The following is a 13,540-nucleotide window of genomic DNA, read 5'->3' as shown; positions in this document are numbered from 1 at the left end:
ATGCGATCAGGGAGGGCGGTTTCACCTGGCGGTTACCCCTGGGAGTGAGGCAGAGCCATGCGAACGACGAGCCGCACCGGGTTGGTGAGCGCAGGGCTGGGGCTGGGAGCGATCGGCGGGTTCATCGGCAGTCTGCTCAGGGAGCGGAGTGCTCTGGCAGCCGCCCTGAAAGCGCAGGGCGAAGGAAGCGAGGAACAGCCTTCATGGGGCGTCGGCTCGTACCGCTCACGCTGGACAACCTTGAGGACATCCCCCAGCGCTGTCGCTCGTGTGTCTTCTGGGAGCTGGACCCCGTCAGTGGGGAGGCCGCGGTAAAGGCGGGCACAGCCGCTCTGGAGAAGGAAGCCTGGATCTCGGCCGTCCTGCTGGACTGGGGGTCCTGCGGCCGGGTCGTCTACGTCGACGACGTACCGGTCGGCTTCGTCCTCTACGCTCCTCCCGCCTATGTCCCGCGCTCTGCGGCGTTCCCCACGAGCCCGGTCTCACCGGACGCGGTGCAGCTGATGACGGCGTTCATCGTGCCGGGGTACCAGGGGCAGGGACTGGGCCGGGTGATGGTCCAGACGGTGGCGAAGGATCTACTGCGCCGAGGCTTCAAGGCGATCGAGGCCTTCGGGGACGCCCACTGGAAGCAGCCCTCGTGCGTGCTGCCGGCAGACCATCTGCTGGCCGTGGGCTTCAAGACCGTACGACACCACCCCAGCCATCCCCGTCTCCGGCTGGAGCTGCGGTCCACATTGTCCTGGAAGGAAGACGTGGAGATGGCGCTCGACCGGCTGCTCGGCGCCGTGCAGAAGGAGCCTGCGCTCAGGCCGCTGTAATGACGGCCGAAACGTGGAGGGGCCCACCCTGACGGGTGGGCCCCTCCACGTTTCACGTGAAACATCACTCCGCGATGAAGTCCTCGAGGTCGCGGACGATCGCGGCCTTCGGCTTGGCACCGACGATCGTCTTGGCGACCTCGCCACCCTGGTAGACGTTCAGGGTCGGGATGGACATGACGCCGTACTTGGCGGCCGTACCCGGGTTCTCGTCGATGTTCAGCTTGACGATCTCGATCTTGTCCCCGTACTCGGCGGCGATCGCCTCGAGGGACGGAGCGATCTGGCGGCACGGACCGCACCAAGCGGCCCAGAAGTCCACCAGGACGGGCTTGTCGCTCTTGAGAACGTCCTCTTCGAAGGAAGCGTCGGTCACATGCTTCAGGGTGCCGGCCACGGCGGGCTCCTTAACTGGTTGGTGCGTGGGGATGAGGGTCAGACAGTGGTCTTCTCGGGCTCGGCCTTGTCCTCGTCGGACAGGGCAGCGAGGAAGCGCTCGGCGTCGAGGGCGGCGGAGCAACCCGTGCCGGCCGCGGTGATCGCCTGGCGGTAGGTGTGGTCGACCACGTCACCGGCGGCGAAGACACCGGTCACATTGGTCCGGGTGGAGGGCGCGTCGACCTTCAGGTAGCCCTCCTCGTCCAGGTCGAGCTGACCCTTGAAAAGCTCCGTGCGCGGGTCGTGGCCGATCGCGATGAACAGACCGGTCACGGCCAGGTCGGACAGTTCGCCGGTCTTGAGGTTGCGCAGCTTGAGCCCCGACAGCTTCGGGTCGCCCTGGATCTCGGCGACCTCGCTGTCCCAGACGAACTTGATCTTCGGGTCGGCGAAGGCGCGTTCCTGCATGGCCTTGGAGGCGCGCAGGGTGTCCCGGCGGTGGACGATCGTCACGGACTTGGCGAAGCGCGAGAGGAAGGTGGCCTCCTCCATCGCGGTGTCACCGCCGCCGATCACGGCGATGTCATGGTCCTTGAAGAAGAAGCCGTCGCAGGTGGCGCACCAGGAGACCCCGCGGCCGGACAGGGCGTCCTCGTTGGGCAGGCCGAGCTTGCGGTGCTGGGAGCCGGTGGTGACGATGACGGCCTTGGCCCGGTGGACCGTGCCCGCGGTGTCCGTGACGGTTTTGATCTCACCGGTCAGGTCGACGGACACGATGTCGTCGGGGATGAGCTCGGCACCGAAGCGCTCGGCCTGGGCGCGCATGTTGTCCATGAGCTCGGGGCCCATGATGCCGTCCTGGAAGCCGGGGAAGTTCTCCACCTCGGTGGTGTTCATGAGCGCACCACCGGCGGTGACGGAGCCTTCGAACACCAGCGGCTTCAGCGACGCGCGCGCGGTGTAGAGCGCCGCCGTGTAGCCGGCAGGCCCGGAGCCGATGATGATCACGTTTCGGACGTCGCTCACGGCTTGTTTCCTCGTCTCTGGACTGCGTCTTCATGACCGGCGAAAGCGTTTCTCAGAGCTCTCACCCCACCCAACGGATCCTACGGGGCGCGCATTCCCGCTGTGTCAGGGCACACTGCGGAGGCGGTACGCGGGGTGTCATGGGGCGGACGCGGGGCGCGTGGGACGCGGGACGTGGGCATGGGGCCGTGAGGCGTGCGCGGGGCCGTGAGGCGTGGGACGGGGCAACGCGGCAGACGGCCGGGGCGGACGCGGGACGGCGGTCGTCAGGACCGAGGGTAGGAGCTTTCGAGCAGTACCTCGCCCACCCCGAGCGAGGGCTGGGTGACGCAGGCCGTCTTCACGAGATAGGCCGTGACCTGGCCGGCGTCGGCGGCGTCCGGAAGGATGACCAGCAGCACCTCATGGCCCTGGTAGACGCCCTCCTCCGTGGCCAGCGCCGCCTCCTCGCGGCCGATGCCCTGGCGGACGCACGAGGGCACGGTGGGCTGGGTGAAGACGTGGTTCTCGGCGCCGGTCTCGGACTCCGAGCGGAAGCTCTGTGCGGAGGGCGTCTCGGTGCTCTGTCCCGGCTGGTCGTCGGCCAGGAGATCGGCGACCTTCGGTCCCAGCTCCCCCTCGGAGAAGGTGTCCGCGAGGGCGGACGGCTGCCCGGAGTCCCCGGGCGCGTCGCCGCTGTCGAGGGAAGACACGATCACGGAGCCCAGCCCCAGGGCGGCCACCGCGAACACGGCGCCGAGGGCGGCGATCCTGCGGCGCCCGGCCCGCGTGCGCTTCTTGCGCCCCGGACCGGTGGTGGAGGTGACGGCACGGCCTGAGGGACGGTCCACGGCGACTGATGTTTCACGTGAAACACGTGGATGACCCCCGCCCGCCTCGGAAAGGGGAACGACGGCGCCGTGGGCGTCCGGGTCCGTCGACTCGGGTGCCGTGGCGGCCAGCAGGGCTTCGGCGGCGAGGGCGGCGTCGATACGGCCGGCGACATCATCCGGCATCCTCGGCGGACCCGGCAGCGTGCCGAGCAGGCCCCGGATCTCCTCCAGCGACGCGTGGACGTCCGCACACAGCTGGCACGCGTCCAGGTGACGCCGTACCTCTGTGGAACGCGACGGCGGGAGCAGTCCTTCGGTGAGGTCGGAGATCTCCGCGACGTCCGGGTGCCGGGCCATGTCTGTCGTCGACGACGTCACGCTCGTCCACCTCCGCCCTTCGCTGCGGTTGAATCGTTCGGCCCCGCTGTGGGTGGGACGGGCGTCCCCTGGGTCCGGTTCCGTCCCGCGCCCGGTTCACTGTCGTCGCCGCTGTCCGGGCGCAGATGAGTGAGCAGCGGCAGGAGTCTGGCTCTGCCACGAGCGCACCGGCTCTTCACCGTGCCGGTCGGCACATCGAGGATGCGGGCGGCTTCGGCGACGGGGTAGCCCTGCATGTCGACCAGGACGAGGGCGGCCCGCTGGTCCGGTGGCAGGGTGCCCAGGGCTTCCATGAGCTGCCGGTGCAGGTCATTGCGCTCGGCGGGAGCGGAGGCCGACTCGTGCGGCTCCAGTAACTGTTCCAGGCGTTCGGCGTCGTCGACCGGGGCGGTCTTCCGTGCGGCCGCCTTGCGGGCGCGGTCCAGACAGGCGTTCACCGTGATCCGGTGCAGCCAGGTCGTGACGGCCGACTGTCCGCGGAAGCCGTGGGCGGCCCGGTACGCGGAGACGAGAGCGTCCTGCACGGCGTCAGCGGCTTCCTCCCGGTCGCCCAGCGTGCGCAGGGCGACCGCCCAGAGCCGGTCCCGATGCCGTCTTACCAGCTCACCGAAGGCATCGGGATCGCCTTTGACGTGGCGGGCCAGGAGCTCAGCGTCTGACCAGTCGGTTCGGCTCCGCGCGCTATCCACTCATATCCCCCGAGTCCTTAGGGGAGGCGACCGTGACGCTGTCAATCTAGCCGTTCGGCCCAGACTGCGTAATACCGCGCAACCAGCCGGAGCGGGGACGAGGGCGCGGCAATTACTGGTACGGGGAACGCGTACGCGTCCCGGACGGTTCAAGGTAAAGCAGCTGAAAAGACGGTGCCTCACGCATGTCTGACTGTCATGACTGGCTGTGGAATACCAAAGCGTTGATCCGCCTGTCGCGAAATGGGCGAAAACCAGGCGACGCGTTGCAGCGGCCGTGATGTCTGCGTCCGCGGCGGCCTTGGCGCCGCTGTCGGCGAAAGCGCCGGCAGCCACGTGAACACCGCGGCCTCCGCTTCACTGCTCACGTACCCCGTGGACGACGTGAACGCGGCTGTCTTCCTCAACAGCGGTTACGGCCGCGCCCGCGACTTGCTCCACGGACACGGTGACGGTCGGTGCACCGACGTGAAGCGACCGGGTCCGACGTACAACAACAACGCTTCGTTCCCTTTCGCGGATGGGGGCCCGGGTACAAACCGCTCGGTGTGGCGGTGATATCGGACATTTTCTCAGCGGGTGAGTACCGGCCCTCATCCGCCGTTTTGCTCCGCAAGAGGAGACAGGGGGTCAATGGCGCCGAAGAGAACACCAAGAACAGGGGGATTTCGGAAGCGTGGCTCTGGCGGGCCCGAGCCCTATGTCTGCTCCAAGCGGAACCGCTGAAGCGGCCGCCCGAGGTGGTACGGGCGCTCGTGTGGCAGCGGCTTTCCCAGCCCTGCTGGTGTTGCGATCGGTCCTCCGGTGGACCAGTACCGACTGCGAGGACGCGCCCGGAGACTGTTGGGGAGTCCGTATCGAAGGCGGCCGAGGTGCTTGCTCCCTCAGGGAAGGGTGAAAGGGGAGGGAAGGGGAACAAGGGTGCTGGATCGGTGAATGGTGAGAAGACGTCCGAGGGCGGATGCGGCAGGGAGACGGACCGTAAGGTGCTCACCCAGCGGGACCGAAAAGGGCCGGGCCCATGTCTGACGAGGACGTATGTCCTCCGCATCGCGTGTGATCAGCTGGTCACCTCGATGTCCGCCAGCCTGCCGCGCCACTCCCCGTTCGACTGCATCGGCAGATCGGTGAGCCACACCAGGAGGTAGCGGCTTTCGAGGGTCTTGTCGGGCTTCAGCTCCACGGTCGTTCCCTTGCCCTCGGCGACCTTCGAATAGGCGTCGAAAGAGGTCGGCTCGGATCCGGCGTCCGCGTCGGCGCTGCGCAGTTCGACCGAGGTGCTTCCGACGAAGGTGACGGTGACCTTTCCGACCTGCTGCGCTTTGCCGAGGTCGAGGATGACGCCGACGCCGGACTTCAGACGACCGAAGTCGCTGCTGTAGTAGTGGTCCGTCTGCCAGTACGTCGAGGTGTCGCCGTCGTGGACGTTCCCTATCTCGGAGGGCTTCTCGGACTGGTCGGAGCCGAAGGGGTCGAAGTCGCGGGCGCCACTGATGGCGATCGGCTTGCCGGACTCCGGTTTGCTCGACGCGCCCTTGTCGTTGTCGTCCGTCGTCTGCGTCTGGGTCTGGTCGTCGGACTGGCCGCCCCGGCTCATCAGGGCGTCGGCCAGCTGCCAGCTGCCGAGACCCAGGGCGGCGATCAGCAGGGCCGAGACGCCCCACTTCAGGGCCTTGCCGGTACGGCTCTGCAGCGGGGGCGGCGGGGTCGGCACCGGCTGCGCGACACCGGGATGCGGCGCTGGGCGGCCACGGCCGTACGAGCCCTGCTGATAGGTCGTGCGCTGGTACTCGGGCGGCGTCGTGAAGGCCGGCTCCGGCGGGCGGATGCGGGGCATCTCGCCGATGGCCTTCACCAGCTCCTCCGGCGTGGTGCACGCGGACTCGTGGCGGGAGGCGGTGGCGCCGTCGTTGGCGAGCGCGCGCATGGCCAGCTCCGACAGACCCCGGTGGACTCCGGCGCGGACCTGGTCGGGCGGGATCAGACCGAGGTCCTTGGGCAGCCCGGACAGCCCGTAGGCGTCGTCCTCGTACGGCCAGCGCTGGGTGAGGGACGCGTACAGCAGGGCGCCGACGGCCTCCGTGTCGGTGCGCTGCGGGGTGTCGGAGGTGATGCCGCGCAGCGCCGCGTTCACGGCCAGCCCCCGGATCCGCCACTGCCCGGTCGACGTGCGCAGCACGGCGTTGGGGTTGAGGCGGAGGTGGGCCAGGCCCTCGCGGTGGGCGGCGGCCATGGCGGACGCGACCTGGGTGACCATCTGGTAGGCGTCGTACGGCTCCAGCGGGCCGGCCGCGAGGAGCGCGGTCAGTTCGGTGGCGTCGGGGAGCCACTCGTGGACGACGTAGACGAGGTCGTTGTCCTCGACGGCGTCCAGCACCTGAACGAACCGGGGGTCGCCCAGCAGCGCGGAGGAGCGGGCGGCGGCCAGCACGGACCTGGCCCGGCTGTGTTCCGCCGGCAGGAGGTGGACGCCGACGGCGCGGCGGAGCTTCTCGTCCACGGCACGCCAGCTGCTGAAGCCGTCCAGGCGGGTGACGCATTCCTCGAGGCGGTAGCGTCTGGCGAGCTTGTGACCGCTGTGCAGTTCGGGAGGCGATGCCTTCCCGGACCCGTGGGTGCCGGCGCTCGCCTGTGCCTCGTCGCTGTCCGTGTCCCGCTCCCGGTTGTTGGCCACCCCGTCGGCCGTGGACTGGTCCGCCTCCGCGGTCAGCGACTCGTCGTCGCTGTTGTCCGCCACGTCGACGGCAGCTGTGCTCCGTTCCGCCACCGTCGTCCCTGCCTCCCCATTCATTGCGCGACGGACACCCGTTGCGCGTCGTCCGACGCCGAACCCAATTGTGCCCACAGTCCGCCGCTATGCACGACACGCGGCGGTGAACGATGGTTGTGCGCCTACCCCCTGTCTCAGCGTCCCAGGCGTCCGCGCACCATACCGACCAGCGAGTTGAGCTCTTCGATCCGCATCCGGCGGGCGGCGAGGTAGAAGACGCCGAGCAGTACCGCTCCGCCGGCCAGGAGGGCGGCGAAGGAGCCCACGACGCCCTGACCGAGCGTGTGACCGATGCCGTAGCAGGCCGCTCCGCTGAGCAGGGCGGCCGGGACCGAGGCGATGGCCAGCCGGGCGTAGGTCCGCAGCACGCGGGAGCCGTCCAGGTCCCCGCCGAGCCGCTTGCGCAGCCGGCGCCAGGCGATGCCGACGCCGATGGCGTAGGCCAGTCCGTAGGCGGCGGCCATGCCGACCACGGCCCAGCGCGCCGGGATCACGAAGTAGCACACGGCCGAGGCGCCGGCGTTGACCGCCGCCACGATGACCGTGTTGTAGAACGGCGTCCGGGTGTCCTCGTAGGCGTAGAAGGCGCGCAGGACCACGTACTGCACGGAGTACGGGATCAGGCCGAGGCCGAAGGCCATCAGCATGTAGCCCATGTTGGTGGCTTCGCCGGTGCCGGAGGAGCCGAAGATCAGGGTGCACATCGGGATGCCGAGCGCGACGAAGCCGAAGGCGATCGGCACGATCGCGACGGCCGTCGTGCGCAGCCCCTGGGAGATGTCGTCGCGGACGGCGCCGGTGTCGTCCTCGGCGGCGGAGCGTGAGAGGCGGGGCAGCAGGGCGGCCATCAGGGAGACGGTGATGATGGCCTGCGGCAGACCCCAGATCAGCTGGGCGTTGGCGTAGGCGGCGAAGCCGGTGCCGTCCACGGGCGAGACCTTGCCCGCAGCAGTGGACAGCTGGGAGACGACGATCGCGCCGGCCTGGTTGGCGAGGACGAACAGGAAGGTCCACTTGGCGAGCGTGACCGCCTTGCCGAGGCCGTGTCCCCTCCAGTCGAAGCGCAGCCGCATCCGGAAGCCGGTCTCGCGCAGGTAGGGGATCATCGCCAGCGCCTGCACGACCAGGCCGAGCAGGATGCCGACGCCGAGGAGCCGCTGCCCCTCCTCCGGGATGGTGGTTACCTCCATCCCGGAGGAGGCGGCGGTGCCGTAGACCCAGATGAACATGCCGAGCGTCACGATGATGACGATGTTGTTCAGGACCGGGGTCCACATCATCGCGCCGAACCTGCCGCGGGCGTTGAGGATCTGCCCCATCACCACGTGGACGCCCATGAAGAAGATCGAGGGCAGGAAGTACTGGACGAAGGTGATGCCGACCTGGTTGGCCGCCGGGTCGCTGGCGACCGGATCGGACAGCAGGCGGATGAGGATCGGCGCTCCGAGGACCGACAGGACGGTGAGCGCGCCGAGCACCACCATGACCAGGGTCAGCAGGCGGTTGGCGAAGGCCTCGCCGCCGTCCTCGTCCTCCTTCATCGCGCGGACGAGCTGCGGCACGAAGACGGAGTTGAGTCCGCCGCCGACGGTGAGGATGTAGATCATCGTCGGGAGCTGGTAGGCGACCTGGAAGGTGTCACCGAGCAGGCCGACGCCGAGTGCGGAGACGATCAGCGCGGAGCGGACGAAGCCGGTGAGGCGGGAGACCATCGTGCCCGCCGCCATCACGGCGCTCGACTTCAGCAGGCCCGCCGCACGGCCGCCCTTCTTGGCCGGGACCGCGGCGGCCGGCGGCGGCACGGCGTCGATGCCCTGCGCGGGGGTCTCGGCGGCCGGCGGGGGCGCGGTCAGGTACTGGCCGGGCGGGGGCGCCGGATGCTGGGCCTGGCCGGGCTGAGGGGCCGGGTACTGGCTCTGGGCCGGCGGCTCCGCGCCGTACGGGCCGGGTGCCGGGGCCGCTCCGTACTGGCCGTGCGGGGCGGCCGTGTGCTCACCGTACGGGCCGGGTGCGGCCGCCCGCTGGTTCGGCGCCGGGGACGGACCCGGCACCGAGGGGCCCTCCTGGTACGACGGGTGGCCGCCGCCCTGCTGCTGGTCGCGGAGGAGATGGGCGAAGGCGTCCGGCTCGTGGCGCGGTTCACCGGCCTGGGTGACCAGGTCGTCCACGCCGACGAACTGGGTCGTTCGCGGATCGTCGCCGTACGGCAGGTACTGCGTGGGACCCTCCGGCTCGGGCGCCGGGGGCCGCGCCCAGACCTGCGGGTCCGGGGCGTACGGCGACGGGGCCGGCGGCCCGTAGACCGGCCGCTGGGGCGGATACGTGCCGGGGGGCGGCGGGGGGTGCGCGGCACGGTCGTAGAGCGCCTCGTCGACCGGGTCCTGCGCGGAGAGGTCCTGCGCCCGGTAGGGGTCCTGGTCGTAGGCGTCCTGGAGGTACATGTCCGCCGGCGGCTGCGACGGCGTCCGGTCGTGCTCGGGTGGCGGGCCCTCGGGGTAGCCCGAGCTGCCCGCGGCCTCGCCACGGTCACCGTCGTACGGCGCGTTCATGGTTACCCCACCTCATCGTCCCGGGCCCACCGGCCACGACATCTCAACGGTCCACTCTCTCACCCGTCCCGGACGGGTCGGCGCTTTCCGCTGCGGTGTCCGCTCCGGGGTCACTCGGCTGCTCCGGGGCGCCTGCCCCGGAATCCTCGGTGAGACGGCCGGCGGGACCCTTCGGGTTCCCGGGGCCGTCCGCGTTCTCCTCCCCGGCGCCGGGACCCTCGTCGTCGCCGCGGGCGGCGGCCCGCTTGCGCTGCTGGTACATGCGGTAGCCGGCGAGGACGAGGAGGAGGACGCCACCGCCGATGACCAGCATCACGGTGGCCGTGATCTCGGTGACCTTCACGTCGAAGGTCACGGGTGCGCCGTACTTGCGGCCGTCCGCCGTGTACAGCTGGGCGATCACCGTGGCCCGTCCGTTGGCGTTGGCGGACGTGGTGAACTTCACCGACTGGCTGTGTCCGCCGGAGACCGAGACGGGCTGCTCCTGGTAGTCCTTGCCGCCGATCTTCAGACGCGTCGGGTTGGTCGAGGTGAGCCGGAGCACCAGGTCGTCGGCGTCCTGCACGAGGTTGTTCTGGACGGTCACGGGGATCGTGGCGCTGCGCCCGGACAGCTTCGTCTCCGACTTGTCGATCAGTCGGACCTGGCCGGTCAGCCCGTCGAGGTAGGTCTCCACGTCGTTGCGGAAGGTCTGTCCCTCGGAGGCGCGGCCACGCCAGGACGCGGACATCTCCCGGTTCATGGCCCGTCCGAAGGGGGTCACCACCCGGGACTGGTCCGACAGGACGGCCCTGAAGTGGTCCAGCTTGTCCTGCGTCCGGGCGATCTGCTCGAACACCGAGTACGGCAGCTCCTGCTTGCGCAGCGAGGAGGGGTAGGAGGCGCGCGACGGCACCTTCGTCGTGGCGCTCGGGTCCGGCTTGGCCGAGGCGGCGTCGGACAGGTCCTGGGACTCGGACCAGCCACCGTCCTGCAGGGCGGTCAGCGCCTCGGCCATCGCCCGGGCCTGGCTTCCGGTCGGCGTGCGCTGAGGGGCGACGACGATGCTGCGCTGCTTCCCGGTCTGCTGGTTCAGGGACAGGCTCTGCGCGAGGAACCGCTGGACGGCCGCCGTGGAGGTGGACGCCTTGGTCAGGTCGCCCTCGAACGCCGTGGACAGGCGGGCGTCCGCGACGACCGCCGTCGTCCCGCCGCCGATGGGCCGGGCCGCGGAGGGCGTGTACGACAGTCCGCTGCTCTCCTGGAGGCTGTCGCTGCGGGCTATCACCTTGTCGGCCCCGGCGGAGGTGGCGACCTTGACGATCGACGGGTCGACGGCGCCCTCCACCGGCCAGGCGAAGTCGGTGGTCGGTTCCACGTGGAGGATCGGCTCCACCGTGTTGGCGACGACATCGGTGGCTTCCTTCAGCTGGCTCAGCGAACCGGTGAAGTCCGTGCCGTTGTGCGCGAGGGAGGCCAGGTCGGGGTCGGCGAAGGGCAGCGCGACGACCTCCTTGTCCGCCACCGCCTTCTGGAGGTCGGCCAGCCACTGCTTGGCGACGGCCTGGTGGGTGCCGGCCGTGGCGTTGCCGTCCGCGTCCCGGACCTCGTAGCCGCGCGTCATCGCGTCGACGGAGGCCAGCAGGTCGGGGTCGACGACCCAGGTCACGTCGAGTTCCTTGCCGAGCGAGACCATCTGGTTCAGACGGCCGCCGGGGGAGATCTCCTCGGCCAGGTCGTCGTTGAGGAAGACCGGGGTCTGCTGCTCGTTCGACCCCGTCTCCGCGGCCATGTGGGCGGTGGAGACCAGCGGCCACAGGAACGTCGTCTGCGTCCTGGTGCCGGCCTCGCCCGGCTGCCAGGGCAGGAAGGTCCGCCGCACGCCGAGAACCCGTTCCCAGGGCTGTGCGGAGGTCTGCCCGGAAAGCGTCACGGCGAACTCGTAGACGCCGTCCTCGCCGAGGTCCAGCGCGTCGACCGGGACCGAGATGGTGAAGTGCTCGGCGACCCCGGGAGTGAGCTCGGCGTACTCCTCCGAGTACGTGTCGTCGATCCGCGTGCCGAGCGAGGCGTCGACGTCGTCGCTGTTCTTGGCGACCGTGTCGATGGCGGACCGGGTGTCGAGCTGCTCGCCCACCCGCAGGCCGACCTGGGCGTCGGTGACCGCCTGCTTTCCATTGTTGGTCACCGTGCCCGACACCGTGACGGTGTCGCCGTCCGTGGGGGCGGCGGGGCTGAGCGAGTCGACGGCCACGGACACCCCGTCCGACCCGGCCGCGGCCCGGGCGCCGGTCTGCTCCCCCGCCTGGGCCGGACCGGTGGCCGACACCTGTACGAGGCCCGCCAGCAGCGGTGCGGAGGCCACCAGTGCCGCGGTGCGCCGTACCCAGCGGCGGGCAGGTGAGGGATGGGTCCCCTGGAAGTCTGCCGCCTCGGCCACGCGCTCGCCCGTCCTCGTCGTCAGTGGTCGTCGGAATGTGCGTCCAGGCATGGTAACGATGCGCGCTGGGGGGAAGTGCCGCGGAGTGGCCACAAGATCGGGTGTGGGGCCGGCGACGGGAACGGGTCCGAGATCCGGACGCCTCGTATATGCCCGTATAAAGGGGAGCGTCCGAACAAGTGGTGCGCCCGCCTGCGCTCGGGCCACGTACCCTTTTCTGTTGTGCCGAACGCCAATGAAGTCAACCCCCGTGCCCTGAGTCAGGCGCAGCACCGCGCGGTGAGCGAACTGCTGCGCGTCTCGCCGGTCGCCGACGATCTCGCCCGCCGCTTCCAGGAGGCCGGGTTCTCCCTCGCCCTGGTCGGCGGCTCGGTGCGCGACGCGTTGCTCGGGCGGCTCGGCAACGATCTGGACTTCACCACCGATGCCCGCCCCGAGGAGGTCCTCAAGATCATCCGTCCCTGGGCGGACGCCGTCTGGGAGATCGGGATCGCCTTCGGGACCGTCGGCGCGCAGAAGGACGCCCGCGTCGGAGACGCTGACCGAAGCCTCCAGATCGAGGTGACCACGTACCGGTCGGAGGCCTACGACCGCACCTCGCGCAAGCCCGAGGTGTCCTACGGCGACTCCATCGAGGAGGACCTCGTCCGGCGGGACTTCACCGTCAACGCGATGGCCGTCGCACTTCCCGAGAAGGAGTTCATCGACCCGCACCACGGGCGGGACGACCTCGCGGCCCGGGTGCTGCGCACGCCGGGAACGCCCGAGGCTTCCTTCTCCGACGACCCGCTCCGGATGCTGCGGGCCGCGCGTTTCGCCGCGCAGCTCGATTTCGAGGTGGCTCCCGAGGTCGTCAAGGCGATGAAGGAGATGGCCGGGCGTATCGAGATCGTCTCGGCCGAGCGGGTCCGGGACGAGCTGAACAAGCTGATCCTGTCCGCGCACCCGCGCAAGGGGCTGACGCTCCTGGTGGAGACCGGCCTGGCCGAGTACGTCCTGCCCGAGCTGCCCGCCTTGCGCCTGGAGAGCGACGAGCACCACCGCCACAAGGACGTCTACGAGCACACGCTGATCGTGCTGGAACAGGCGATGGCCCTGGAGCAGGACGGACCCGACCTGGTCCTCCGGCTGGCCGCTCTGCTGCACGACATCGGCAAGCCCCGCACCCGTCGCTTCGAGAAGGACGGGCGGGTCTCGTTCCACCACCACGAGGTGGTCGGGGCCAAGATGACGAAGAAGCGCATGACGGCGCTGAAGTACTCCAACGAGCTGGTGAAGGACGTCTCGCGGCTGGTCGAGCTCCATCTGCGGTTCCACGGGTACGGCACCGGGGAGTGGACCGATTCCGCGGTGCGCCGGTACGTCCGGGACGCGGGCCCGCTGCTCGACCGTCTGCACAAGCTGACCCGGTCCGACTGCACGACCCGCAACAAGCGCAAAGCGACCGCGCTGTCGCGTGCGTACGACGGCCTGGAGGAGCGGATCGCCCAGCTCCAGGAGCAGGAGGAACTGGACTCGATCCGCCCGGACCTCGACGGCAACGAGATCATGCAGATCCTCGGCATCCGTCCCGGCCCGGCCGTCGGGCAGGCGTACAAGCACATGCTGGAGCTCCGGCTGGAGAACGGGCCGATGGAGCACGAGGCGGCGGTGGCGGCGCTCCGGGAGTGGTGGGCGGGCAAGGAAGGGTGAGCGTGG

The 13,540-nt window shown here is 70.1% G+C and carries 9 protein-coding genes; 2 read left to right on the top strand and 7 right to left on the bottom strand.

The features are described 5' to 3' along the window. The first annotated feature begins 203 nt into the window (after positions 1–203). Positions 204–821, top strand: a complete 618-nt coding sequence (locus tag ACY1JF_RS09730; RefSeq protein WP_462704603.1) for a GNAT family N-acetyltransferase — start codon at positions 204–206, stop codon at positions 819–821. A 64-nt stretch (positions 822–885) separates the two neighbouring features. Here ACY1JF_RS09730 and trxA read toward each other — a convergent pair whose 3' ends face one another. From trxA to ACY1JF_RS09695, 7 genes are all read right to left on the bottom strand, one after another. After that, complete coding sequence (trxA, locus tag ACY1JF_RS09725) at positions 886–1,218, bottom strand: thioredoxin (RefSeq protein WP_307538647.1); 333 nt, start codon at positions 1,216–1,218, stop codon at positions 886–888. A gap of 38 nt (positions 1,219–1,256) precedes the next feature. Beyond that, positions 1,257–2,225, bottom strand: a complete 969-nt coding sequence (gene trxB / locus ACY1JF_RS09720; protein WP_462704602.1) for a thioredoxin-disulfide reductase — start codon at positions 2,223–2,225, stop codon at positions 1,257–1,259. Between the two features lie 266 nt (positions 2,226–2,491). After that, a complete protein-coding gene (locus tag ACY1JF_RS09715) occupies positions 2,492–3,394 on the bottom strand; it encodes an anti-sigma factor family protein (RefSeq protein WP_462704691.1) in 903 nt (300 codons plus the stop codon). Positions 3,395–3,411: 17 nt separating this feature from the next. Continuing rightward, positions 3,412–4,104, bottom strand: a complete 693-nt coding sequence (gene sigM / locus ACY1JF_RS09710; protein WP_462704601.1) for an RNA polymerase sigma factor SigM — start codon at positions 4,102–4,104, stop codon at positions 3,412–3,414. A gap of 1,060 nt (positions 4,105–5,164) precedes the next feature. Beyond that, a complete protein-coding gene (locus ACY1JF_RS09705) occupies positions 5,165–6,871 on the bottom strand; it encodes a protein kinase family protein (protein ID WP_462704600.1) in 1,707 nt (568 codons plus the stop codon). A gap of 137 nt (positions 6,872–7,008) precedes the next feature. Beyond that, positions 7,009–9,423 carry a murein biosynthesis integral membrane protein MurJ gene (gene murJ, locus ACY1JF_RS09700; RefSeq protein ID WP_462704599.1) on the bottom strand — a complete coding sequence of 805 codons (2,415 nt, stop codon included), beginning with the start codon at positions 9,421–9,423 and terminating at the stop codon, positions 7,009–7,011. Between the two features lie 43 nt (positions 9,424–9,466). Then, positions 9,467–11,842, bottom strand: a complete 2,376-nt coding sequence (locus ACY1JF_RS09695) for a DUF6049 family protein (protein WP_462704598.1) — start codon at positions 11,840–11,842, stop codon at positions 9,467–9,469. A 222-nt stretch (positions 11,843–12,064) separates the two neighbouring features. Here ACY1JF_RS09695 and ACY1JF_RS09690 point away from each other — a divergent pair, with 222 nt between their 5' ends. Continuing rightward, complete coding sequence (locus ACY1JF_RS09690) at positions 12,065–13,534, top strand: CCA tRNA nucleotidyltransferase (protein ID WP_462704597.1); 1,470 nt, start codon at positions 12,065–12,067, stop codon at positions 13,532–13,534. Positions 13,535–13,540: the final 6 nt, after the last annotated feature.

The organism is Streptomyces sp. SYSU D01066-1, assembly GCF_054956795.1.
Note: the sequence above shows the minus strand (reverse complement) of the source record. Positions and strands in the feature narration are given on the sequence as shown.

Excerpts from the sequence above, each read along its gene's own strand:
- murJ (WP_462704599.1), bottom strand. The coding sequence starts at position 9,423 with ATGAACGCGCCGTACGACGGTGACCGTGGCGAGGCCGCGGGCAGCTCG.
- ACY1JF_RS09730 (WP_462704603.1), top strand. The coding sequence starts at position 204 with ATGGGGCGTCGGCTCGTACCGCTCACGCTGGACAACCTTGAGGACATC.
- ACY1JF_RS09715 (WP_462704691.1), bottom strand. The coding sequence starts at position 3,394 with ATGGCCCGGCACCCGGACGTCGCGGAGATCTCCGACCTCACCGAAGGA.